Consider the following 25,164-nt stretch of genomic DNA (forward strand, 5'->3'; position numbering starts at 1 on the left):
AATACCCGGCGCAACGCCGGGTATTGGTTCGTATTATAGGTACATTATGGGGTTGCAGAAACCCATGCTTGCCGCTTACTGCGCCGTCAAAACGCCGGCGAACTGCTCGACGGCCCAATCGACCTGATCAGCCGTGATCACCAGCGGCGGAGCGATGCGGATCGTGTCGCCATGGGTGTCCTTGGCAAGGATGCCGCGCTCCTTCAGCGCTTCGCAATATTTGCGGGCGCCGCCGGCTTCGGGAACCAGTTCGACGGCCAGCATCAGGCCCCGGCCGCGAACGTCCTTGATGATGTTCGAACGGATGTCCTTGAGACCAGCCTGGAAACGCTCGCCCATGCGGGCCGAGTTACCGATCATGTCTTCTTCGGTCAGGGCCTTCAACGACGCGCGGGCGATGGCGCAGGCCAGCGGATTGCCACCGAAGGTCGAGCCATGCTGGCCGGGCTGCAGGACGCCGAGCACTTCGGAATTCGAAAGAACGGCCGAGACCGGATAGAAGCCGCCGGACAGTGCCTTGCCGATCAGGGTCACGTCGGCTTCGATGCCTTCATGCTCTTCGGCGAGCAGCTTGCCGGTGCGGCCGAGGCCAGTCTGTATCTCGTCGAGGATCAGCGTGATGCCATGCTTGGAGCACAGCGCACGGACTCCCGGGAAATAGCCCTGCGGCGGGATCATGACGCCGGCTTCGCCCTGGATTGGTTCGATCAGGAAGGCGACGGTGTTCTCGTTGATCGCGGCGCGAAACGCTTCGATATCGCCGAACGGAACGGTCTTGAAGCCCGGCGCGAACGGGCCGAAGCCGGAGCGGGCGTCCGGATCGGTCGAGAAACCGACTATGCCCATGGTGCGGCCATGGAAGTTGTTGGAGCAGACGATGATCTCGGCCTTGTTTTCCGCGACGCCCTTGACCTCGTAGCCCCATTTGCGCACCGCCTTGACGGCGGTTTCGACGGCTTCGGCGCCTGAGTTCATCGGCAGGATCTTGTGGCTGCCGGTGAGCGTTGCCAGTTCCTCGTAGAAATGCGCCAGTTGGTCGTTGCGGAAGGCGCGCGAGGTGAGCGTCAGCTTTTGCGCCTGCTCCATCATCGCCGCCAGGATTTTGGGGTGGCAATGGCCCTGGTTGACAGCGGAATAGGCCGACAGGCAATCGAGGTAACGATTGCCGTCAAGGTCCCAGACATAGACACCTTCACCGCGCGAAAGCACGACATCAATCGGCTTGTAGTTATGCGCGCCCAGCCGGTATTCGGTTTCGATCAGTGCGTTTGTCGTATTCATGGGTCCTCCAGTGGCTTTTGTTATTGGCTCAGGCGCTGCGTGTCGGCCGGTCGAGAATGCGGCGGCCAAACAGGCTTGCGGTCAACTCGACGAGAATGCGGGCGCTCTTGCCGCGGTCGTCGAGGAAGGGGTTGAGCTCGACAAGATCGAGCGATGAGACGAGGCCGCTGTCGCAAAGCATTTCCATGATCAGATGCGCTTCGCGGAAGGTCGCGCCGCCGGGAACCGTGGTGCCGACGCCGGGCGCCAGTTCCGGATCGAGGAAATCGACGTCGAGGCTGACATGCAACAGGCCGTTGGCGGCTTTAATCTTGGCGATGATCTCGTGCATGATATGGGCCATGCCGGTCTCGTCGATGGCACGCATGTCATAGACATTGACGCCATGTTCGGCGATTTCCTCGCGTTCGCGGTCATCGACGGAGCGGATGCCAACCTGGAAAACGTTTTTCGGATCGACCATCGGGCGGTCCTTGTCGAGGATCGGGGCGAACTCGGCCTGGCCACAGAAAAAGGCCACCGGCATGCCGTGCATATTGCCTGAAGGGGAAGTCGCAGGCGAATTGAAATCGGCATGGGCATCGAGCCAGAGCACGAAGAGCGGGCGGTTCTGTTCCTGGGCATAGCGCGCCATGCCGGAGACCGAGCCCATCGACAGGGCGTGGTCGCCACCGAGGATGACCGGGAAATTGCCGGCGCGGGCTGACTGATGCACCGATTCGTCGAGCGCGCGGGTGATCGCCGCGACGATCTGCAAATTGTTGGCTTTCGGGTGGTTCGGCAGGTCGCGTGCAGGCAGCGGCTTCAGGTCACCGTCGTCGGTGACGCTGTGGCCAAGGCCGGCCAGCATTGTGTCGAGACCTGCAATGCGCAGGGCCGCAGGACCCATTGCAGCGCCACGGCGGCCGGAGCCTTCTTCGAGCGGTGCGCCGATGAGTACGATGTTCTTCTTGGATTCAGCCATGGTCTTCCCCGCAAGTTCGCGTGATGCCGGTTTGCCCGGTTTGTGCGCGGATTATACGGGTTTGTTCGTTGGCAAATAGATGGAAAACTGGCAAATAGATTGCAATAATTGACACTATGAGAAGTGCGGATAGGCAAAATGATAAGTCTCGACGATCTTGACCATTCCCTGATCAGCGCGCTGCGCCACAATGCCCGCACGCCCGTCTCAGCTCTCGCCGTCACCACCGGCGCGTCGCGTGCGACCGTTGCCGCCCGCATCGACCGGCTGGTCGCATCCGGAACGATTGCCGCCTTCACGATCCGCACGGGAGCGGAGCTTTCCGGCAGCGGCGTGCGTGCCATCGTCATGATCGAAATTCACGGCAAGATGGCGGATCGCGTCGCCACGCAGCTGCGCGGCATGCCGCAGGTGCGCGCCCTTCATTCGACCAATGGCCGCTGGGATTTCATTGCCGAATTGGAGGACAAGGATCTCGGCACCTTCGACGAAACGCTGCGGCTGATCCGGCTGATTGACGGCATCAACCTCACCGAGACGAACATCCTTTTGAAGACCAGCAAGATTTCGGCGGCGGTTTAAACCAGACGGTATTGAGCGAGCCGAAGCAGCTTCGCTCAATATTCCTTCTCATAGAAAATCCCGCCACCTGCGCCGCTGGCGCCGGCTTCGCCGCGCAGCTTGACGCCGCGGCCGACATCGAGATTGATGATCGCTTTGCCGCCGCCTGCCTCCGAGCCGGATTGCAGTTCCAGATAGGTCCGGTCGTTGAGATACTTTCCGGCCGTCACCGTCGCGCCGCCGGTCGCATCCGTCGAAACGTCGAGATCATCGACACCCAGCTTGTTGCGCAGGCCGCTCAAGAGCGAATTTGAGCCGCCGCCGGCCAGTTCGCTGACGGCGCTGGCCAACTGGGCGATCTGCAGGGCCGACAGGTTGGACAGCGACCGGTTGAAGATCAGCTGCGCCAGGATTTCGTCCTGTGGCAAAGCAGGTGACGATGAGAACGTGATGGCCGGGTTGTTGGCAGGGCCTGCGACGTTGACAGTGATCGTCGTTGCCCCGGCGCTGGAGGTTGCGTCGAGGTCAAGGGTGGGAACGAGGTTGCCGCCAAAAGTGATTGTGCCATCGGCGAAGTCGAGGCGCTTGCCGAGGATTTCCAGCCGCCCACGGCGCATTTCGAAACCGCCGGAAACGGCGGGTTCGACCGCTGTTCCGCGAATGGTCAGGTCACCACCAAGCTCGGCATCGATACCGCGGCCACGGACGAACAGTTTGCTGGGCGCGCTGACAGTCAGATCAAAGGCAATGCCGCCGCTCTTGGTGCTGCCGCCGCTGCCCGTGTCTTTGCTGACATCCGCCTGCATCTGCCTGACCTTGGCCGGGGCGTTCTTGTGCTTGATGTTGATCTCGGACAGCGACGCCGGCAGCTTTTCCGGAATGGTGATCGACGCCTTGTGGATGGTGACCTTGCCGCCCAGAACGGGTGTTGCGGTCAGAGAGCCCTTGAGGGTCATCGCGCCGTCGATGCTGGCTGTGAACAGGCTGCCATCGACATAGGTCGCATTGGCAAGGCGGATGGCGATGTCGGCCGGGAATCCGGAACCGGGCGCGATGCCAACCGTGCCGGTGACATCCAGCGTGCCGCCGCTGGCGAGCTTGCCGGAAAGCTTCTGGATATTCGCCTGCTTGCCATCAAGCGCAACATGGGCCGTGAGGTCGGTGATAGCCAGATTACGGCGGACATCAACGAAGCGCGCGCCCGACGTGGAGATCGTGCCGGTCACCTGGGGCGCTGTTGCGGCGCCGGTGATGGAAAGATCGACATTGGCGGCACCAGTCAGGGTGAATCCCTGCTCGGCCAGAAGATTGGCTGCGAGAGCGAACGGCAGGTTGCCGGACGCTTTGACGTCGATCGGCTTGTTGCCGGTAATGCCAACCTTGCCATTGCCTTTGAACGCAAGGCCGCCTGCCCCGTTGAGCGTTGTGTCGAGCGTCACGACATTGTTGGCAAATTGCCCCTTCGCCGCGAGATCGAGCGCACCGACGCCAGCGGACTTGGCCTGCGCGACTGCGGCGTTTGCCCAGCGCATATCATAGGCCACGACGGGTGCAGCCGCGGTGCCGGTGACATCGACCTTGCCGCTGATGGCGCCGTCCGCGCCGAGCGACGGCACGAATGTATTGGCGAGGCTGGCCGGCAAGGCGTTGAGATTGACATTAAGGTCGAGTTTTTCACCCGCCGAGCCAGTGACGGCGATTGTGCCGCCTGAAGCGCCGATCGTCAGCTTCTGCAGACTGACCTTTCCGTTTTCGATGGTGATCGTCGTTGGTGCCGACAGCTTTACCGGGATCCTGCGTGGTGTAGCAGTGAAGGAGGCGAGGTTGACGGTCGTCTTGCCATTTGCCGTTTCGATACCGGCGCGCAGGCTGAGCGGTGCTCCGTCGTACTGGCCATCAAGTGTCACATCGGTCTTTCCGGCCTGCTGGGCGAAGTCGAGCTTCAGGCCGTTGACGCGGTTCTCACCCTGCGCGAAGGCGTCGACGGAGAGATTGCCCTTGACCGCCAAGGCTTTGAGGTCGGCGATGGTGATATCAGCAACCGGCTTGGTGATGACGAGATCGCCGCGCTTGATACCCGAGCCGCTCGCCTTCAGTGCAATCGAGGTCTTGCCGCCGGTGCTGTTGATCGAAGCTGATCCGGCAATGTCGCCCGACGCCTTTTCACCCGCCATTGCAGCCAGCAAGCCGACATCGGGGAAGGCGAAGTCGACATTGCCCTGCGGCAGGAAATCGGTGGTGAACTGGATCTTGCCGTTCAATCGGTTGTCGCCGACCTGAACCTGAAGAACCGGAAGGCTGGTGCGTCCCTCTTCGGATATCAGGTCGGCATTGACGTTGATGGCCTGGCCGCCAAGAGCACCGGTGGCCTTGATCTTGGCCTGCGGGTTTTTCGGATTGGCTGTCGCGTCTGCGGTCAGTTGGAGGTCACTGAGTGTGCGGCCTGCCAACGTTGCACCGCTGGAGGTGACTTCGGCCTTGATGCCGAGATTGTCGAGCGGGCCGGTGGCATCGACCTTGAAGTCGGCGATCCCACTGGCATCCGCCAGCACCTTGCCGAGATCGGGCAGTGTGCCGGTGAGGGCAGCCGTCAGGGCTCCGTCCTTGAGACCGAGGGAGCCTGCGGCCTGAATCGTTCCGGAACCGACGGCGAGCCTGCTGATATCAACCGCACCGTCGGCGCCGGTGGTCACCATGCCGGATAACGTGACCGGCGTATCGAACTTGGCGGAAAGGGACGTTGGTAGGCCAGCCGGAAGCACGGACAGATTGAATCCTGCGTTCAAAGCCTTTGCGGCAATCTCGAATGCGCCGTTGATCGTGCCGCCGAGGTTATTGCTGTCAATGGTGACGGGATCAAAACCGATCCGTTCCGGCGATACGTCCAGGATGGTCTCAACCTTCACCGGTCCCTTGACCAGCCTGTCGAGGTCGGCGCTTGTCAGTTGTGTATCGCCGGTTTCGATACGGGTTTTGATCAGGCCGGTCTGGGTCGATAGGTTGAAGGCATCGCTCTGGGCCGTCAGCTTGATTGCGTCGATACGGCCCTGCGGCAGGGCCAGTTGACCGACGCTTGCCTGGACGTTGATGATGGCTGACTGCATGCCACCGGTGATGGACGCGGTTCCGGTGTCGAGCACGACGTGCGCTTCGCCATTTTCGAGCGGCAGCCGGGTATCGATCCCCGCCAGCGTCGCGGTCACATCAAGCTTCTCGCCGGCGCTACCGTTCAGAGTGACGGTGCCGCCGGATACAGCGATTGCCAGTTGTTGCAGATTGACCGCGCCGTTTTCGATCGTAATCGTCGTCGGCGCTGCGAGTTGCAGCGGGATTTTCTTCGGTGCGGCGGCGAACGACTGGAGATTGATCGTCGTTTGGCCGCCAGCACTCTGCAGGTCGCCGCGTGCCGTCAGCGGTGCGTCGTCATAGGTGCCGTCGAGCGCGAAATTGGTTTTCGGTCCCTGTTGTTCGAAGCCGAGTTTGAGGCCGGCAAGGCGGGTGTCGCCCTGTTTGACCTCTTCCACCGTCACTGCACCCTTGATCGCGAGTGCCTTCAGATCGGCAATCGTGATATCGGCGGCGGGCTTGCTGATCACCAGGTCGCCGCGGGTTATGCCGGAACCATTGGCCTTGACGACAACCGACGTCACGCCATTTTCAGACGTGATGCTGGCTGTTCCGGCAAGATCGCCGGACGCGGTCTGCCCAGCCATGGCGGCGAGCAGCCCGAGATCGGGAAGATTGAACGTGAGCGAACCGTTCGGCTGGAAATCTTCCCTCAGGTCGAGCGCGCCGGTTAGTGTGTTCTGGCCGATCGTTGCCTCGATCGAAGGAAGGCTGGTCGCACCCTTGGCGGAGGCGATCTCGGCCTTGGCGTCGATTTTCTGCCCGTCCAGCGAGCCGGTGGCGGTTACCGTCGCATTCGGGCCGTTCTGACCGACGGTGGCGTCGGCGTTGACGGCGAGATCATTGAGCGTGCGTCCGGCAAGCGTTGCGCCGTTTGCCGTTACTTCAGCCTTGATGGCAAGAGCGTCGAGCGGACCACTGGCATCTGCCTTGAAGTTGGCGGCGCCTTTGGCGTTTGCGAGGAATTTGCCGATTTCGGGAACGGCGCCGCTGACCGCTGCTGTCAGGTTTCCGGTTTCGAGCGCTGCCGATCCGGCCGCCTCGATCGTTCCGGACTTGAGGGCGAGATCGTTGACGGTGAGGCTGCCGTTGGAGCCAGTACCAAGATTGCCGGTGATAGCAATGGTCGTGTCGAATTTTTCCGCGAGGGCAGGGGGCAGGACAGCCGGTAGGGCAAAGAGCTTGAACCCAGTAGCGAGCGTGTTCTCGGCAATGGTATAGGAACCGGTCAGCGTACCGCCAATGCTGGCACTTTCGAGAGTCAGCGGATCGAAAGAGACGGTTTCAGGGGTCACCGATAGTGTGCCGTCGATCTTCACCGGTCCCTTGACGAGGCGGTCGATATCGGCGCTGATGAAGCGGGTTGCACCGGTTTCGATCGTCGTCTTCAGGGGGCCTGTCTTCGTCGAGAGGTTGAAACCATCGCTAAAGGCGTGCAGGCTGATTGCCTCGATCTCGCCCTGTGGCAGCGTTGCCTTGCCAATATCGGCACCGATGTCGAGCACGGCTGCCTGGGCCTCGCCGATCAGCGAAACGCTGGCATTGTTGATTGATAGCTGCGCCTCGCCCTTTGCCAGCGGTAGCCGGAAGTCGATCGGGCCATTGGTGCCGGTGAGGCTTGCCTGCAGGTCGTTCTGGCCCAGCGTGCTATAGGTTCCAGAGGCAGCAAACGCGAAAGCCGCGGTCGTAAATTTACCGCGCTGGATGCGCATGGTCGTGCCGTCGAGCGCCGCAGAAAGGTCGATGTCGGTGGTGCCTTCGAAAAGCGGCCGGAAGACAGCAGGCAGGAGGTCGCGGAACGTGCCGCCACCCTTGAGCGCCATGGTGCGAAAGCCATCCGGCGCAAGCGTGTGCTCACCGTCCACTTTCAGCACCTGATTGCCATCAAGGGCTGCGGTTGCCGTGCCAGTCCATTTCGTCAGTGGACCGTTGCCGGTGACCGAAATGCTGACCGCCGGTTCGCCGGGCAGGTGCATGGCTTTGGCAAGCAGCCCGCCCTTCGGTTCCTCGATGGTGGTTTCCAGCTTCAGTTCGTCGTTTGCCGGATTGAAGATGATATCGGCGATCGCCTTGGCGTCCGGACGGTCGCGTTGTGCAATGGCAAGGGCAGCGGCAATGCTGGCATTGGTGGCGTTCAGCTTACCCTGCGCATTGAGGAACTGATCGGCGCCGGCAATCTCCTTGCCGATGATGATTTCCTCAAAATCGAACGCGTCGATCTTGACCTCGAGCGGCAGGGCAAAGGTCTTGCGGACTTCCTTGGTTTCCTGCGAAGGGATCGGCAGTCGTTCGAGGCGAACGGATCCGGCCGACAGTTTTGCGGCATCGAAGCGTTTGGAGAAAAGGGCGGTGGGGGACCAGTCGATGGCGACCTCGCGGATTTCCGCATAGACGCCCTTGCTGTCGAACAGCGTTACACTCGAAGCCTTGAAATCACCGGTGAGCAGTGCACTCGGGTCGTTGATGCGAACGATCTGGTCCGGCGTCGAGGCATATTTCTCGATCATCGCGGCGACAAAGCGCGCACCGGGCGCGGTAAAGCCTGCGAAAAGCACCAGGAGCACGAGGGCGAACAGGGCAAAGCCTGTGCCATAAGCCAGCCAACGCAGCGCGATCTTCAGAAAACGGGGCAAACGATTCATGATTCATCCATAGCGCAAGTCGCGTTGCGGTGAAATTGCTTCTCCCTGAAACCCAATCTTTCAAACCGGGTTCAGGCCGTGGTGACTGCCCTCACGCAATCAGAAGGATTGGCCGATCCCGGCGTAAATTCCGTATTTGGTGCCGCCCGGATAGGCATTCAGCGGCACGGCGACATCCAGCCGAATCGGTCCGAACGGTGTGTTGTAGCGCAGGCCGATACCGGCACCAGCGCGGATATCGGAAAAATCCGGGGCCGTCTTTGACGACACCGTTCCCGCATCGATGAAGGGAACGATGCCGATCGTATCGGTAATGCCGATGCGGGCTTCCACCGTGGCGTTGACATAGGAGCGGCCGCCGAGGATTTCGTTGTCGCCGTTGCGCGGGCTGATCTCCTGATATGAATAGCCACGCACGGTGCCGCCGCCGCCGAGATAGAAACGCCGGTTTGCGGGAATTGAGGCCAATCCGTCGCCACCGGCAATCACACCGGCGCCAAGCCTTCCGGCCAGAACGAAGCGGTTCTCCGCGCCGAAGCCGACATAGGCGGCTGCCGATCCCTCGAACGAGCTGAAGAAGCTCTGGCCGTTGATCTCATAGCTCGGCTTGGCATTGATTGAAGCGCGATATCCCGAGACGGGATTGAGCTTGTTGTCGCGCGTATCGCGGACATATTCGATCGGGATTGCGGCCGTCAGATATTCGTTCTTGCCGAACGCATCATCGACATCGGCCCAGGCGAGCTCGCCGCCGGCAGACACCGTGTCGGTGTCGGACAGTTCGAACGTGGCGCCCGCCGCCGCCGTAAAGATCGTTGCCTTGTAGGCGTCTGGATCGAGCAGCTGCGCCTTCAGGCTGGCGTTGAAGGTGGAGGTGGGCCCAAATGCGCCCGGCTTGGCAAACAGCAGGCCAGCCGAATAGTCGAGATCGCCGATATCGGTGGTTTCACCGATGCGGCTGACCGAGCCCTCAAGCCGCAGCGATTCGGCCCGGCCGAACAGGTTGCGATGGCCCCAGTAGCCCTGGAGGCCGAAGCCGTCGGTGGTGGAATACTGGGCGCCTGCACCGAAATAGCGCTGCTTGCCTTCCGAAACCTCGATGGTCATTGGGATGGTGCCGTCGGGGGCCAGTTCATTGGCCTGCTTGATGGTGATGCTGGAGAACACGCCCAGCTGCCGAAGCCGGTCGGAGGCTTTGCGCAGGGCTTCTGGAGAATAGGGCTTGCCGCCGTTCAGGCGGGAGTAATCGACAACGAAGGACGGGTCGACGGTCTTGGTGCCGCTGACGGTGACGGCGCCCACCGGTGCGACGGGACCGCCCTGCGCTGCGATCGTCACATCGACGGTATTCGTTGCGTGATCGGCAACCACGCTACGTTCCGTCAACTTGGCGAGTGGCCGGCCTTCTTCCTTGAGATCTTCAACGACTTTTTCGCCAGCCTTGATGATCAGGGTCGAATCCGCGCGTGCGCCGGGCTTCAGATACTCGTCCGGCCGGCGTCCGATGGCGTCACCTTTTAGAACAATGTCGCCGAGCGTGAACACTGGGCCAGGGGTTACCGTGATTTCGACAGGCACCGGGGCACCGTCCGGAAACACCGGATCGGGCGGCAGTGTATCGATGTCCTGACCATTCACCTTAACGGCCACAACGCCACCGTAGCGGGCCTGTTCGTAAAGAGCCGCCAGCAGGCGGTCGCGGTCGTCGCGGGCCTTGATGGCGAGGCCAAGATCGCCCGAAACCGGCTTGTCCTTGTCCTGAAACAGACGGGAACTGTTTTCCAGCGCCGACTTCAGATCCTCGTCGCCGGAGGATTCATTCAGTGTGAGGCTAAAATTGACGGGATCGACGATGTCGTTGGGTTCTTCTTCTTTTTCGAAAAACCGCATGCCGAAAATCTTGAAGGCATAGGCGTCACCGACCGACAGAGGCCCGCAGATAGCCAGAGCCGCGACCGCAAAAGCAGCACCAACCTTCCGATACGCAAAACTCATAGTCGGCAAACGCATAATTTCCGCATTCCGCTGTTCAGGCCACTTCGAACACCTGCCTGCCATCACGGCAGGAGTACAATCGCATGACAAGGTTTGCCGTTTGTTAATGATGACCCTACACAGCATTGACCGGGTGATGAAGACTTTTGGCCGTCTTTTTGTGGAAAACCCCTGCCGGTGTGGCATGAGGGAAACAAAAAGCCCCGGATTTCTCCGGGGCTGAGAGAAAAAGCGGTGTAATGCGCCGCCTTTTTATGAAGCCTGCGATCAACGCGGGCAGCTGTCGATGTAGCGGCGGCCGTAGCGGTCACGGTAGTAGCACTGGCCGGGCTGCTCAGTCACGTGGCCGATAACGGCGCCCGAAACGCCACCGATTGCAGCGCCAACGGCTGCGCCGCGAACATCGCCGGTGATTGCTCCGCCGATAATTGCGCCGGAAACCGCCCCGATACCGGCACCCTTTTCAGTCTGCGTGCAGCTCACAACGGATAGCGCGAGCAGGACAAGCACGATGGCCTTCTTCATTTATTTCTCCAAAATCTGGACGCGAGACCCAAGTTCCCGGCCGTCCGTTTCTCCCCAGGGATGGAAGATGGACGTAAGGTCCCCCTCCGGTCGAACTTGCACCTTTAAAAGATAAATGCCTGCCTGTGAAAGTCTACAGATATCCTGCAAAATCCCCTTGGCGCAAGTAATGCTATTCAACCTGAACGGAAGCTGAAGGCTGTTCCTTTCGTGACAGGTTTGGGCGTGGCAGCTTGGGTATTTTCTGTCCGGCAGAATTTTCGGCAGGATTGAAAGTAGCGGTTGCGGCCGATCAAAAAAAAACAAATGATACGAATGCCGTAACGCTTTGAGGAGAAAGCCTGCGGTCCAGGCATGAGAGTTGACGCGGTTCTGTCGCGGGAACGAGTTTATCTGCCCGACAGCCGCTCGTGTTGGCAAGACCAACCTCGGAGGAGCGAGATGGCAAAAGTGAAAATGACGGTCAACGGCCGGCAGGTCGGCAGTGACTGCGAAGACCGCACCCTTCTGGTGCATTTTTTACGAGACAATCTGGCTCTGACCGGAACGCATGTCGGTTGCGACACCACGCAATGCGGCGCCTGTGTCGTCCATATGGACGGCCGTTCGGTGAAGAGTTGTACCATCCTGGCTGCGCAGGCAGCGGGCTCGACAATCACGACGATCGAGGGACTGGCCGCAAACGGCGAACTGCACCCCGTGCAGGCAGCCTTCAAGGCCAATCACGGTCTGCAGTGCGGCTTCTGTACGCCCGGCATGGTGATGACCGCCGTCGATATGATCCGCAGGCATGGTGCCAATCTGGATGAGGCGACGGTGCGCGCGGAACTCGACGGCAATATCTGTCGATGCACCGGCTACCATAATATCGTCAAGTCGATCCTCGCTGCCGCCGCCGAAATGGCCGGTGCGCAGCAGGCAGCCGAATAAGCAGCGGTCGCAGACTGAGGTAGCCGGTGGATACGGAATGAACGCGCTCCCCGTAGTGTCGTCATTTCGCGATTGCTTCCAACGTCTGCCACGACCTGACCACGCAGAAATATCTCGGGAGGAGATGAAGCATGGGTGTTGAAGGCATTGGCGCAAGCGTTGCGCGAAAAGAAGACAAGCGGTTTTTGACCGGCAAGGGCCGGTACACAGACGACATGAGCGTCCCGGGCATGAAATATGCGTTCTTCGTGCGCAGCCCCTATGCCCATGCCCGGATCAAGAACATTGACATGTCAGCGGCCAAGGACATGCCGGGCGTCATCGGCATCCTGGAAGGCAAGCAGCTGCAGGTCGATGCGATCGGCAACATCATTTGCGGCTGGATGATCCATTCCAAGGATGGTTCGCCGATGAACATGGGTGTGTGGCGGCCCCTGGCGCACGAAACCGTGCGCTATGTCGGCGATGCGGTTGCCATCGTCGTTGCCGAGAGTCTGGGCGAGGCCCGCGATGCGGCCGAGGCGGTGGTGGTTGACTACGAGGTTCTTCCGGCGGTCACCGAGGCGGTGAAGGCACTTGAGCCGGGGCAACCGCAATTGCATCCGGAAGCGCCAAACAATCTGATCTTTGACTGGCAGATCGGTGACGGCGCCGCAACGGAGAAGGCGATCGCGGAAGCCGCACATGTGACCGAAATCACCCTTCGCAACAACCGGCTTGCGCCAAACCCGATGGAGCCGCGCGCAACGCTCGGCATCTATGACAGCGCCGAGGATCACTATACCTGTTACACGACAAGCCAGAATCCGCACGTCGCCCGGCTGGTGATGAGCGCCTTCTACAATGTCGCGCCGGAAAACAAGCTGCGGGTGATTGCGCCGGATGTCGGCGGTGGTTTCGGTTCGAAGATCTATATTTATCCGGAGGAGATCGTCTGTCTCTGGGCGTCGAAGAAGACCGGCGTGCCAGTGAAATGGACATGCGACCGCACGGAAGCGTTCCTCACCGACGCGCATGGCCGCGACCATGTTTCGACGGTGAAGATGGCGTTCGACAAGGACAACCGAATCATCGGCCTGAAGGTCGATACGATCGCCAATCTCGGCGCCTACATGTCGCTGTTTTCATCCGCCGTGCCGACCTATCTCTATGCCACCCTGTTGTCCGGCCAATATGCCATTCCGGCCATCCATGCCAATGTCCGCACAGTCTATACCAATACCGTGCCGGTCGATGCCTATCGCGGTGCCGGGCGGCCGGAGGCGACCTATCTGCTGGAGCGGACGATGGAGACCGCAGCGCGGGAACTGGGCGTTTCGCCGGCAGAGCTTCGCCGCCAGAATTTCGTGCGGACTTTCCCCTACCAGACGCCGTTGATCATGAATTATGACGCCGGCGACTACGAGGCGTCGCTCGAAGCGGCGATGGCATCGGCCGACTGGAACGGGTTTGCCGCCCGCAAGGCGGAAGCTGCCCGGCACGGCAAGAAGCGCGGCATCGGCATGAGCTGTTATATCGAAGCCTGTGGTATTGCGCCGTCGGCGGCGGTCGGCTCGCTTGGGGCTGGTGTCGGACTGTGGGAATCGGCCGAGGTCCGGGTCAATGCCGTCGGGACGATCGAGGTGATGACCGGGTCGCACAGTCATGGCCAGGGGCACGAGACCACCTTTGCCCAGCTGGTCGCCGACCGTCTCGGCGTTCCGATCGATAGTGTCAACATCGTCCACGGCGATACCGACAAGGTGCAGATGGGCATGGGGACCTATGGCTCCCGCTCCGGCGCCGTGGGGATGTCGGCGGTGGTCAAGGCGCTCGACAAGGTGGAGGCCAAGGCCAAGAAGATCGCCGCCCACCTGATGGAGGCGGACGAAAGCGATATCGTCATCGAGAATGGCGAAGTGAAGGTGGCGGGTACCGACAAGACGCTGCCCTGGTTCCAGGTGGCGCTGGCCGCCTACACCGCCCACAACCTGCCAGCCGGCATGGAGCCGGGATTGAAGGAGGGCGCGTTCTACGATCCGTCCAATTTCACCTTCCCGGCCGGATGCTATATCTGCGAGGTCGAGGTCGATCCGGAAACGGGCGTGACCGACATCATCCAGTTCGTTGCGGCCGACGATTTCGGCAATATCATCAACCCGATGATCGTCGAGGGCCAGGTGCATGGCGGGATCGCGCAAGGGATCGGTCAGGCACTGCTCGAAAACGTCCATTACGATCCGCAGAACGGTCAGCTGATCACGGCGAGCTACATGGATTATGCCATGCCGCGCGCCGACGACCTGCCGTCGTTCAAGCTGTCGCACCAGAACACGCCGTGTCCGTCCAATCCGTTGGGGATCAAGGGCTGTGGCGAGGCGGGTGCGATCGGTTCGCCACCGGCGCTGATGAACGCCATTACCGATGCGATCGGAAACAATAACCTGACGATGCCCGCGACCCCGCAAAAGGTCTGGGCTGCACTCAACGCGGCCAATTGAGGAGGAGACGATATGTATGCGACCAATTACCATCGCGCATCCTCTGTTCAGGATGCGGTGAAACTGAAATCAGGCGCTGACGAAGGCAAATATCTGTCCGGCGGCATGACGCTGATCGCGACGATGAAGCAGCGGCTGGCGTCGCCGAGCGATCTCGTCGATCTCCGGCATATCCCCGATCTGAAGGGCATTTCCGTCAACGGGAAATCCGTGCGGATCGGCGCTGCGACGACGCATTTCGATGTTGCCTCGTCCGCGGACCTGAAGGCCGTCTGTCCGGCAATCTGCGATCTCGCCCATCATATCGGCGATCCGCATGTGCGCCATATGGGCACGATCGGCGGTTCGGTGGCCAACAACGATCCGGCGGCGGATTATCCGTCAGCCCTTCTGGCGCTCGATGCTATCGTTGTCACCAATGCCCGCGAGATCAAGGCGGCAGACTTCTTCACCGGCCTGTTCGAGACCGCGCTGGAGGACGGCGAGATGATCGTCGCCATCACGTTTGATGCACCGGCCAAGGCCGCTTATGCGAAGTTCCGCAATCCGGCGTCGCGTTATGCCATGACCGGCGTGTTCGTTGCCCGCCGGGACAATGGCGATGTGCGGGTGGCGGTGACCGGTGCCGGTGCGGATGGGGTCTTTCGGCATTCCGGCATGGAGGCAGCTCTTGCCGCCAACTGGTCGCCGGATGCGCTTGCCGCTATCACGGTCGATCCGTCGGACCTTATGGCGGATATCCATGCCAGTTCGGAGTATCGCGCCAATCTGGTGAAGGTCATGGCCAAACGCGCCGTTGCAGCGGCCTCTTGAGGAATTACCGCTGATTTCCTTGAAACAGAATATAAGGACGGGATGCCCCGTCCTTTTTGCATGGTCTTGACTCAGATCAAGGTTAGGTGGAATTAAATTCACGATGGATAGTTTGGAACTGTTCAAAATTAGGGGCCTTTTGCCGCACTCGGCCGCGATAACCCTCGCAGAGGTTGACGCCGCCACGCTTTGGATCAAAAAGACGGCAAGGTTCTGGAGACAATGATGGATTTCGAGAGTTTCTTTAAAGGTGAGTTGGACGGCCTGCATCAGGAAGGCCGCTACCGCGTTTTTGCCGATCTGGAGCGCCAGAGCGGACAATTCCCCAAGGCAACCCGTTACAATTCGGCCGGCGAGAAGCAGGATGTCACCGTCTGGTGTTCCAACGACTATCTCGGCATGGGCCAACATCCCAAGGTTACGGAGGCGATGAAACTCGCCATCGACCAGTGTGGCGCGGGTGCTGGGGGCACCCGGAATATTTCAGGCACCAACCACTATCACGTTCTTCTTGAGCGCGAACTTGCTGATCTGCATGGCAAGGAATCGGCGCTGCTGTTTACCTCGGGCTACGTGTCCAACTGGGCCGCGCTCGGAACGCTCTGTTCGAAGATTCCCGGTGTGATCGTCTTTTCGGACGCCGGGAATCACGCATCGATGATCGAAGGCATCCGCTACTCCAAGTGCGAGCGGGTGATCTTCAAGCATAACTCGCTGACGGATCTCGAAGCGAAGCTGCAGGCCGCCGATCCGCGCGCGCCGAAGATCATCGCGTTTGAATCGGTTTACTCGATGGATGGCGATATCGCCCCGATCAAGGAAATCTGCGATCTCGCCGACAAGTATGGCGCGATGACGTATCTCGATGAAGTGCACGCTGTCGGCATGTACGGCGCACGTGGCGGCGGTATCGCTGAGCGCGAAGGCCTGATGCACCGCCTGACGGTGATCGAAGGCACACTCGGCAAGGCGTTTGGCGTCATGGGCGGTTACATCGCTGCATCGACGGCGCTGTGCGATTTCATCCGCTCCTTCGCATCCGGTTTCATCTTCACGACGGCGCTGCCGCCGGCATTGGCTGCCGGTGCGGTCGCCTCGATCCGGCATCTGAAGGAAAGCCAAGTCGAACGCTTCGCCCATCAGGAACGTGTCCGTCGTCTGCGCAATCTGCTCGACAAGAACGGCATTCCGCACCTCAACAATCCGAGCCATATCGTGCCGGTGATTGTTGGCGACGCGTCGAAGTGCAAGTGGATCTCCGATCTGCTTCTCGACAATTGCGGCGTCTACGTTCAGCCGATCAACTATCCGACGGTGCCGAAGAAGACCGAGCGTCTGCGCATCACGCCGACGCCGCTGCATTCGGATGCCGATCTCGATCATCTGGTCGGCGCGCTGCACCAGCTCTGGTCGCGTTGCGCGCTCGCAAGGGCCGTCGCCTGAAAACTGTTGGTCGCTTGGCGTTACAATGCGGATTGTCGAAGGGCGATCCGCATTTTTTATGCCCTTCCTTTGGGAAGGCTTAGACGAGGTGCAGTGGCTGCTTCGTCCGCAAACCGCGATTTCCAATCGCCGCTGGAGCCGATGCTGATCTCTGCATGGCGCTTGATGACGTGCAGAATGGAATCATTCGGTCAATTCCACCCGCTGATCATCGGTAGGAAAGCTCACACGATAAACGCCCGTTTCGACAGGAAACATGGCGTAGGCAATTCCCTTGATGATCGTCTTCTCGAAGTTGACCGGCAAGCCGTCGCGGCTGATCGTGAGTATGTCTTTGCCACTGATTTCCGCCGGGATCATTCCACGAAGCATCGTCCCGGTTCGTCTGTCTGTGAACGCGTCGAAAGTGAGCGCTTCTTGGCTCAATTCGATATGGGCAAAATGGGAATTGTTGCGGCCCTCCGTCCAATCTAGCAGTTGCTGCGCTGACACCAACGGCACGCCACGCGCCACTGCCGCAGCGGTCAACTGGAGGTCGAAGCCGTCGCTGAAGTCGTAATGTGTTCCGAACGCACCGAAATACCCCTCTGGTCCAAGAGCGCGATCAAGCTGTGTGTCGATGGCCGATGGAAAGCTCATCCCGCTTTCGTTCACCAGATGAGACGCCACTTGATAGACATTGATCATGCTTCCATCGACATCGGCATAGCGCATCGGCAGGCCGGAGCCGGTCTTGAAGCCGGGGCGGCCCTTAATCCACGGGCCGGGCCAATAGTAATAGCTGAGATCGATGCGGACGCCGTAGCGCGCCTCTGCCTTCGGCGTCGAGGCCCAGTCGCTCCATGCCAGGCAATGTGTGCGGCTTCCGGTCTGGGCCGGCAAGTCAGGATATCTCATGCGGAAAGCGTAGAGATCGTGGCTAAACATCCGCGCAAAGTCCATTGGAGGTGAATTGCTGCAGCCCGTATTGACGTGCACGCCGATGTCAAAGCCCTCTGAAGCGTATGTGCGGGCTTCCTCGGCTGATAAACCGCTGCTCGTGTAAATCCATGACGTGGCGCGAAAGCACTCCCAGTCGGCCAGTGAACATCCTTCCGGTTCAACGGCCTTCAGCCGCTCAAACGAGTCCTCCGTTCCGCTTCGTGTTCCGTGATCGTCGCTGGCCATCACGAGAACCGCTTTGTGTCCTTTTGGGAAATACCAGAGCCTTGGTAACGGCGCCTTGCCTTCGAGCATGAAGTTCATCAGGTTGACGAGCAGCCGCTGTTGCTCATCCGCCACTGGAATGGCGATCCGATTGAAGTCGTTCCAATCGGGTTGCTCATCGCCTTCCTTGGCCCCGAAGAACAGGTCATTGGGCCGGATGACGGAATTGCCGTCGCGTTCGTCTCCTGCCCAGGCGGGATTACCCTGCCGCGTGTAAATGACGGACCGGGCGAGATCGTATGTGAATGCGGCCGCCTGTCCACCGGCATCTCCAACATTGCGGATCGAGATAGCCGGGTTTGGCGTAGCGTTCGACACGTTGCTGTAGAGCCGGGCTATCTCGGTCGTGCCTTCGTTCAGCGTGTAGAGGTCGGCCGATCCGTGATACTGAATCGTCTGGCCGGTAATGCCGCGTCCGGGAGCCGACACCGTGTCGATCAGCAGATAACCTTCGGTCAGCGATTCGCCCTTGTCCTGCAATCCGAGGAGACTGGCGAGTTTCTTGTCGGGGCGCATGGCAATCAGATCGCCACCGGCCTCGACCCATCGCGAAAACAGTGTGGCTTGGGCGTCGTCCAGTGGTACTTCGCCAATCAGGATAAGGTCGAAACGGTCGAGCAGTTTTGCAGTGACGCTGGAAATATCGGCGCTTTCGAACGACCCGATACCCTCTGCCCGCAGAATCTCGCTGAGATATTTGCTGAATGGCAAGTCGGATGAGTGAATGATCAAGACTGGCCCGCCGAAACCGTGCTCGAAATCGCGCCGCGTTGTGAACGACCAGCTCTGACTGGTCTCCAGCGTATTGCCGGCCTTGTCCCTTGGGCCTGCGGCAAGGGTCGCGGTGTATCTTGCGCCACTTTTCAGCGGCATCTTGGTTGTGAGCACTGCGGAGTTGGTCCAGGTATCGTAAGAGACGCTCGCCTTCACCGGTATGCCCATTTCGGAGAGTTGGAGCGAGTTCGGCCCAATTGTGGCTGGATCGACGTCCTCGGTGAAGGTGACCATGATTGCTGCGCCGAGGTCGACATCGGTAGCGTCTGCCATCGGAGTAAGCCCGGCCACGGCCAGTGGTTTACCGGTCCAAGGTGCTACCGCGGTCAGTGTGATCATCGCTAAAAGTGCAGCGGCGATCAGAATTAAACCTCTCGTCTCTCTCTTCTCCACCACGCGGGCAATTCCCTCCATTTGGCGGGATTGTGCCACTTCGGCTTCGGAATAGGCCACCGATCAAATAGGTGTACATCCTTTGGCATAAGACCCGACTGGGTTGTCCTGCAAAAGGGGAGGTCTACCCAGGATGCAACCCATCGGATACCGAAATTGGGGCGGGCTAACTACCGAGGAATCAAATGGTGGGGTGACGCTGCCTGCCGTTCGCGAATGACAGACGGGAGCGCCGCCGCGTCTTCTGGCAACGGGTGGTGGGATCTCAGGCCGCAACCTCGCGTTCGACGATCGTTTTGGCGATGCGCCGGGCTTCGCCGTCCAGGGCAAACACCTCATCCATGCTGGATGCCGCCGGTATAGCGGTCATCGCCTCCATGACCGTTTCAGTGATCTCGGCCATCTGCAGGAAGCCGATGTGCCCACTGATAAACGCCTCCAGCGCCACTTCCTTGGCAGCGTTCAGAACAGCGCTCTGCATGCCGCCGCGTTCCATCGCCAGCCGGGCGAGGCGCAGAGCCGGGAAGCGCTCTTCGTCCGGTGCTTCGAAATCGAGCCGCGACAGTTTTGCGAAATCCAGCCGCTCGACATCGAGCGCTGGCCGTGCCGGGTGCGACAGGGCGTAACCGATGGCGGTGCGCATGTCCGGGCAGCCGAGCTGCGCCAGCACCGAACCGTCGCTATAGCCGACCATCGAATGGATGACCGATTGCGGATGGACGATGACTTCGATCTGGTCTGGCCTCATGCCGAACAGATGCTTGGCCTCGATCATCTCAAGCGCCTTGTTGAACATCGAGGCGCTGTCGATCGAGATCTTCAGGCCCATCGACCAGTTAGGGTGGGCGCGGGCCGTTGCGGCGGTGACATCGCGCATTTCGGCCAGCGTTGAACGGCGGAACGGGCCGCCGGACGCGGTGAGGATAATGCGCTCGACTGCGTGGCGCTGGTGCTCTTCCAGCACCTGATAAATGGCATTGTGTTCGCTATCGACCGGCAGCAGCTTGCCACCGCCGGCATGGACGGCGGCCACGAAGAGATCACCGGCGGAAACCAGGCATTCCTTGTTGGCAAGGGCAATGTCGGCGCCGCGGCGTGCGGCGGCCAGAGTGGGGGCAAGACCCGCCGTGCCGACGATGGCGGCCATCACCCAATCCGCATCACGCTGCGCCGCCTCGATCAGGCCGTTGCGACCGGCCGCGGCTTCGATGCCGGTGCCGGCAAGGGCCGCCTTGAGGTTTTCATATTGGCCCTCGTCCGCTGTGACGGCGAGTTCGGCGCCCGTTGCTATCGCCTGTTCTGCAAGCAGCGCGACATTGCCGTTACCGGTCAATGCGGCAATATCGAACGCATCGCGTCCGCCAAGTTGGCGGATGACGTCGAGCGTGTTGGTGCCGATCGAGCCCGTCGAGCCCAAAATGGTCAAGCGGCGTTTGCCTTGCGCGCCGGAGGTCATGGCCAAGTCCCGTTGTTTTTGTTTTTTCATGTTAGGCTCTACAGGTGAAAGCGGGTGCCAACAAGGGTAGCTTCGCTCCGGGTGGTGGCGATAGGGTCGCAGATGTTGCGAATCACCGGCCTTGGCGGGCCGGCCGGGATCTGCCGTTCGCCGGAAAGGGTGTATCTAATGCTGAAACTTGCGCTGTTTCTTTCCTGCTCCTGCGTGTTGATCGATGCGACATCTGTCTCCACGATTGCTGCCGAATCAGTCCCCCGCGAGCTTGTGGGGACATGGCTGGCCGAGGATATCGGCGGCGGCGGCGTCATCGATTATCTGCAGACGACGCTGGAAATCAACGATGACGGCACCTATTCCGGTTTTGCTGGCTGTAACAATTACACAGGCACCTTCGACCTGCAGGGCGGAGAAATCGCCTTCGGTCCTGCCGGGTCGACACGCAAGATGTGCGTACCGGCGGTGATGGATCAGGAGACGAAGTTTTTCGCGGCTTTGAAGACTGGCCTGTCCTGGAAGATCGAAGAAACGAAGCTGGTCCTCACAAAGGCCGATTCGAAAACTGCTCTGCGGCTTGCCCCGCACACCGTATCGTCAGACGTTCTCATCAATATCCCCGGCGCCCGGACGGTTGACCGGCAAGCTTTGCGGTACGACTGCGCCGGCCAATCGATCGCTGCGGAATATATCAATGCTGGTCCTGTTTCCCTGGTCACCTTGACGATCGGCAGCGAGTTCGTGGTCGCCGCAAACGTGCTGTCGGCATCGGGCGCCAAATATACAGGCGGGCAATATATCTGGTGGACGAAAGGCGACGAGGCGACGCTGATCGATACCATGAAGGGCGAAAACGCCCCGGGCGTCACCTGCTCGAAAGTGGGATGAGCCAAGCGCGCCGGCGGTCGATGCCGGCGGATTTTCTTTTGGTTCTAATTCGTAGCCGCGATGCGTATTTCCCGGCCGTCGAGAGTAGGAACCTCTGTCTTTGATGTCAGGCCGAAGCCTTGCGCCGGGTGATGAAGCTCAGGGCCAGCACGGCGAAGATCAGCAGGCCGGTGCCGACCTGTTGCCAGTAGAAATTCAGCCCGGTGAGCAGCAGGCCATTGGCGACGATGCCAAGCAAAAGCACACCAAGTACGGTGCCCGGGATATTGGGGCGGCCAAGGCGCGACAGAGTCGTGCCGATGAACGTAGCGCCGATGGCATTGAGCAGGAAGGCGCTGCCGGAGGAGGGGATGTAGACGGTGACCGTCGCCGACAGTATCAGCCCCGCGACTGCAGCGATAAGGCCCGCCAGAATGAAGGCCATCGCCACATGAATTCGCGCTGCGATGCCGGAATAGCGCACGACGCTCGGCTGAATGCCGATGGCGAGCGCGACACGGCCGAAGCGGGCGCGGGTGAGGATTACGGTTGCAGCAACGATGATGATGGCGGTGATGATGAGCGGAACCGGAATGCCACCGATCGCGCCGCGCCCGAGAAAGCGGAAGGTTTCGGGAATGCCTGATGGCGGCAGGTAAACGGGGTTGCCGCCATTGGTCAGGAGCTGCTGGATGCTGCGGCCGATGAAGAGCGTGCCAAGCGTGGCGAGAAAGGGCGATATGCCGATGCCCGAAATCAGCACCGCATTGAAGGCGCCGACCGCTGCGCCGGCGCCAAGACCTGCCAAGGCGGCGATCGCGACGGGCTGGCCTGCGAGGACCAGGGAAACAAAGGCGAAGCTGGCGAAATCGATGGCTGTACCGACTGACAGATCAATGCCGCCAACCGAGACGGCAGAGGTCATGGCAATGGCGGCGATGGCGAGCAGCGTAAAATTGTTGACGAGAATGCTCTGCAGGTTGGCGATGGTCAGAAACGTCGGGGTCGCGAAGGAGAAGATCGCAAACACCGTGACGAGCGCCAGCACGAGTGCGTTATCGACGACCACGCCGATGAGGGCGCGGGGGACGGACGGTTCGATTGCGGAGGTCTGCAGGGTCATGATCAGGCCTCCTGCCTGCGCAGCAATGTCGTTGCCGAAACGACGAGCAGGATCAGCAGACCCTGGACGCCGCTCACCAGCACGCTTGAAATGTTGAGAAGCTGGAAACCGTTGACGAGGAAACCGACGAACAGGGTGGATAACAGCGTGCCGATGACAGTGGGCACCAGCCGCCGCGAGAAGACGGAGCCGAGCAGGGCCGTAACCACCACCGGCAGCAGCATTTCGCCGGAGCCCGTGGTGCTGCCGCTGAGATTGGACACCGACAGAACACCGGCGACCCCACCACAAAAGCCGCTGGCCATGAAGGCGCCTGCGACCAGCCGGCGAACCGGCAGGCCGGCGGCGCGGGCTGCATCGGGAAACTCGCCGACGGCGTAGAGACGAAGTCCGGCCGGGGTATGTTGCACGATGGCTGCAGCAATCAGCGTGAAGACCAGCAGCACATAGGCGAGCGCCGGAATGCCCAGCGGGCCGGATGAGGACAGATCCGTCAGCAGCGGTGTCGAGGCGGGAATGACGGTGTTTTGCGTCAGCACCAGTTCGAGGCCGGCGACGATGTTCATTACGGCAAGCGTTGCAAGCAGCGGCACGATGCCTGCGCCGACCACGGCGATGGCATTGATCGCGCCGATCAGGAGGCCGGTGAGGAGGGCGCCTGCAACCGCCGTTGCATCACCATAGCCGAGTTGGGCTGCCGTCGCATAGACGGCGGCGCTCAGGCCCATATTGGCGGCAAGCGACAGGTCGATGCCGCCGGTGACGACGTTGGAACCGCCGGCGATCAGCACGATGGTCAGGCCGATGGCCAGAACGCCTGATATCGCCGACTGGCCAAGCACGTTGCCGATATTGCCAACGCTGAGAAAGTAAGGTGCCGTCAGTGAAAAGACGAGCAGGATGGTAACGAAGGCTACCAGCGATCCGGCACGGAGTGCACCGGCGGCGAGATTTCCACCCCGGCTCGGCTTGGACGTCGATAAGCCCGGTTCAAAATGGATGACGGGTGCGAGCTGGATATCAACCGACATGGCGGAGAACCTCTGAGGAGCCGGTGGATGCGGCAAGCACGTCGTCCGGAGATGTTTGCGAAGAGGTGAATTCGCTGATGATACTGCCGCGGAAGAGGACGAGGATGCGATCGGTAATGCCGATCAGTTCCGGCAGATCCGATGACAGCACGATGATACCGGCCCCGCGGGCGGCGAGATCGCCGATGAGGTTGTAAATCTCGACCTTGGAGCCGATATCGACGCCGACCGTCGGCTCGTCCAGCAGGTAGATTTCGGAGTGGCGGCTCAGCCATTTGGCGATCGCCACCTTCTGCTGGTTGCCGCCCGAGAGCGTGCGCACAAGGGCATTGCACCCCGATGTCTTGATCTCGAGGCGACGGATAAGATCATCCGCTTCGCGCCGTTCGCTGTTGAAATCAAGGAAGCCGAGGCGAGTGAAGCGCTTCAACGAGGATAGCGTGATGTTTTCCTTGACGCTGAGATCAAGCGCCACGCCGTTGCCGCGCCGGTCTTCCGGGACGAGCGCAAGGTGCCGGTCGACGGCTTGGGCGGGATTGACTGAGCGCACCGGTTTGCCATTGATGGTGATCTGCCCCGATGAGGCACTTTCCAGGCCGAACAGTGTACGGATCAGGTCCTTGGCGCCGGAGCCGAGAAGGCCAGTCAGGCCGAGCACTTCGCCGCGCCGCAGTGTCAGGGAGACATCCTGATATTTTCCATGTGCCGACAGCCGTTCGAGCGTCAGGATGTCCTTGCCGGGCGTCACGTCGCGTTTCGGGTAGAGGTCGGCGATGTCGCGCGCCACCATCAGCCGGGCGATGGCCGCAGCAGACGTTTCGCCAAGCGGCAAGGTGGCGACGTCTTCGCCATTGCGCAGCACCGTGACGGTGTCGCAGAGCTCTTCGATCTCGTTGAGATAATGCGAGATGTAGATGATCGTCACCCCCTCGTCGCGCAGGCGGCGGATCAGGCGGAAGAGAATATCCGCCTCGCGGCGCACAAGAGCCGCCGTCGGCTCGTCGAAGACGAGGACTTTCGGCTGGTCTAGCAGCGCACGGGTGATCTGGACGATCTGTTTTTCGGCGGTGGAAAGCTCGCTGATCAGCGCGCTGTTGGGCAGCTTGATGCCGAAATAATCGTCGAGGATTTCGCTGGCTCGGCGTTGCATCAGCCGCCGGTCGAGAAAGGGCGTACCGGCGATGCGCGGTTCGCGTCCGAGAAACAGGGCTTCATCGACCGTGAAGGTCGGAACGAGCAGCCGGTCCTGATGGATGAAATGGATACCGAGTTCCTCGACCCGGTGCGGCGTCAGTCTGTCGTAAGCCTCGCCATCGATCTTGATACGGCCTTCGTCCGGCTGATGCAGGCCGGCGAGCAGCTTGATCAGGGTCGATTTGCCGGCGCCGTTCTGGCCGACGAGGCCGTGAACGGTACCGCGCCGGACGCGCAACGAGGCGTGGTTCAGCGCCAGTGCGCCATCAAAGCGCTTGACGATCCCGTCGAGATGAATGGCATCGCCGGTTTCGTCTGGTGAAGCTGTGCTCATGGCATGACCGTCCTGCTGATCGACCCTTATGG

The 25,164-nt window shown here is 60.7% G+C and carries 16 protein-coding genes; 6 read left to right on the plus strand and 10 right to left on the minus strand.

Annotated elements, in window-relative coordinates; genetic code table 11:
• Positions 1 to 75: 75 nt before the first annotated feature.
• Together rocD and rocF are read right to left on the minus strand one after the other, a co-directional pair.
• Complete coding sequence (gene rocD / locus ACSQ3J_RS14115) at positions 76 to 1,281, minus strand: ornithine--oxo-acid transaminase (RefSeq protein WP_060502794.1); 1,206 nt, start codon at positions 1,279 to 1,281, stop codon at positions 76 to 78.
• 28 nt (positions 1,282 to 1,309) lie between these two features.
• Positions 1,310 to 2,245, minus strand: a complete 936-nt coding sequence (gene rocF, locus ACSQ3J_RS14120; protein ID WP_060502795.1) for an arginase — start codon at positions 2,243 to 2,245, stop codon at positions 1,310 to 1,312.
• Between the two features lie 138 nt (positions 2,246 to 2,383).
• Here rocF and ACSQ3J_RS14125 point away from each other — a divergent pair, with 138 nt between their 5' ends.
• A complete protein-coding gene (locus ACSQ3J_RS14125) occupies positions 2,384 to 2,827 on the plus strand; it encodes an Lrp/AsnC family transcriptional regulator (RefSeq protein ID WP_060502796.1) in 444 nt (147 codons plus the stop codon).
• A 35-nt stretch (positions 2,828 to 2,862) separates the two neighbouring features.
• On the opposite strand, the gene ACSQ3J_RS14130 is transcribed toward ACSQ3J_RS14125, so the two are convergent.
• From ACSQ3J_RS14130 to ACSQ3J_RS14140, 3 genes are all read right to left on the minus strand, one after another.
• Positions 2,863 to 8,574, minus strand: coding sequence for a translocation/assembly module TamB domain-containing protein (locus tag ACSQ3J_RS14130; RefSeq protein ID WP_436039331.1), 5,712 nt, complete (start codon positions 8,572 to 8,574; stop codon positions 2,863 to 2,865).
• A 99-nt stretch (positions 8,575 to 8,673) separates the two neighbouring features.
• Positions 8,674 to 10,584 carry an autotransporter assembly complex protein TamA gene (locus ACSQ3J_RS14135; RefSeq protein WP_060502798.1) on the minus strand — a complete coding sequence of 637 codons (1,911 nt, stop codon included), beginning with the start codon at positions 10,582 to 10,584 and terminating at the stop codon, positions 8,674 to 8,676.
• A 252-nt stretch (positions 10,585 to 10,836) separates the two neighbouring features.
• Positions 10,837 to 11,094 carry a glycine zipper domain-containing protein gene (locus tag ACSQ3J_RS14140; RefSeq protein WP_060502799.1) on the minus strand — a complete coding sequence of 86 codons (258 nt, stop codon included), beginning with the start codon at positions 11,092 to 11,094 and terminating at the stop codon, positions 10,837 to 10,839.
• Positions 11,095 to 11,535: 441 nt separating this feature from the next.
• Between ACSQ3J_RS14140 and ACSQ3J_RS14145 the strand changes: the two genes are divergently transcribed.
• The 4 genes from ACSQ3J_RS14145 to hemA all read left to right on the plus strand — a co-directional run bounded on the left by ACSQ3J_RS14145 (position 11,536) and on the right by hemA (position 16,760).
• A complete protein-coding gene (locus tag ACSQ3J_RS14145; protein WP_060502800.1) occupies positions 11,536 to 12,024 on the plus strand; it encodes a (2Fe-2S)-binding protein in 489 nt (162 codons plus the stop codon).
• A 131-nt stretch (positions 12,025 to 12,155) separates the two neighbouring features.
• On the plus strand, positions 12,156 to 14,504 hold the full coding sequence (locus ACSQ3J_RS14150; protein WP_060502801.1) for a xanthine dehydrogenase family protein molybdopterin-binding subunit: 2,349 nt from the start codon (positions 12,156 to 12,158) through the stop codon (positions 14,502 to 14,504).
• Between the two features lie 12 nt (positions 14,505 to 14,516).
• Positions 14,517 to 15,317, plus strand: a complete 801-nt coding sequence (locus tag ACSQ3J_RS14155) for an FAD binding domain-containing protein (protein ID WP_060502802.1) — start codon at positions 14,517 to 14,519, stop codon at positions 15,315 to 15,317.
• Between the two features lie 225 nt (positions 15,318 to 15,542).
• Positions 15,543 to 16,760 (plus strand): 5-aminolevulinate synthase, encoded by a 1,218-nt coding sequence (hemA, locus tag ACSQ3J_RS14160; RefSeq protein ID WP_037097469.1) that lies wholly within the window; start codon positions 15,543 to 15,545, stop codon positions 16,758 to 16,760.
• Between the two features lie 183 nt (positions 16,761 to 16,943).
• Here hemA and ACSQ3J_RS14165 read toward each other — a convergent pair whose 3' ends face one another.
• On the minus strand, positions 16,944 to 19,079 hold the full coding sequence (locus tag ACSQ3J_RS14165) for an Ig-like domain-containing protein (RefSeq protein ID WP_244481960.1): 2,136 nt from the start codon (positions 19,077 to 19,079) through the stop codon (positions 16,944 to 16,946).
• 319 nt (positions 19,080 to 19,398) lie between these two features.
• Complete coding sequence (gene dxr / locus ACSQ3J_RS14170) at positions 19,399 to 20,589, minus strand: 1-deoxy-D-xylulose-5-phosphate reductoisomerase (protein ID WP_060502803.1); 1,191 nt, start codon at positions 20,587 to 20,589, stop codon at positions 19,399 to 19,401.
• Positions 20,590 to 20,757: 168 nt separating this feature from the next.
• Here dxr and ACSQ3J_RS14175 point away from each other — a divergent pair, with 168 nt between their 5' ends.
• On the plus strand, positions 20,758 to 21,471 hold the full coding sequence (locus ACSQ3J_RS14175; RefSeq protein WP_060502804.1) for an META domain-containing protein: 714 nt from the start codon (positions 20,758 to 20,760) through the stop codon (positions 21,469 to 21,471).
• Positions 21,472 to 21,577: 106 nt separating this feature from the next.
• On the opposite strand, the gene ACSQ3J_RS14180 is transcribed toward ACSQ3J_RS14175, so the two are convergent.
• From ACSQ3J_RS14180 to ACSQ3J_RS14190, 3 genes are read right to left on the minus strand one after another with little or no spacing between them, the layout of a single operon-like run.
• On the minus strand, positions 21,578 to 22,573 hold the full coding sequence (locus ACSQ3J_RS14180; protein WP_060502805.1) for an ABC transporter permease: 996 nt from the start codon (positions 22,571 to 22,573) through the stop codon (positions 21,578 to 21,580).
• A 2-nt stretch (positions 22,574 to 22,575) separates the two neighbouring features.
• A complete protein-coding gene (locus tag ACSQ3J_RS14185) occupies positions 22,576 to 23,604 on the minus strand; it encodes an ABC transporter permease (protein WP_060502806.1) in 1,029 nt (342 codons plus the stop codon).
• The gene (locus ACSQ3J_RS14190; RefSeq protein ID WP_060502807.1) at positions 23,594 to 25,132 is read right to left on the minus strand and encodes a sugar ABC transporter ATP-binding protein; all 1,539 of its coding nucleotides are present in this window, start codon (positions 25,130 to 25,132) and stop codon (positions 23,594 to 23,596) included. The genes ACSQ3J_RS14185 and ACSQ3J_RS14190 overlap by 11 nt, the downstream gene beginning before the upstream one ends.
• Positions 25,133 to 25,164 lie beyond the last annotated feature (32 nt).

The organism is Rhizobium sp. LjRoot98 (assembly GCF_964252935.1).
Classification (GTDB): domain Bacteria; phylum Pseudomonadota; class Alphaproteobacteria; order Rhizobiales; family Rhizobiaceae; genus Pararhizobium.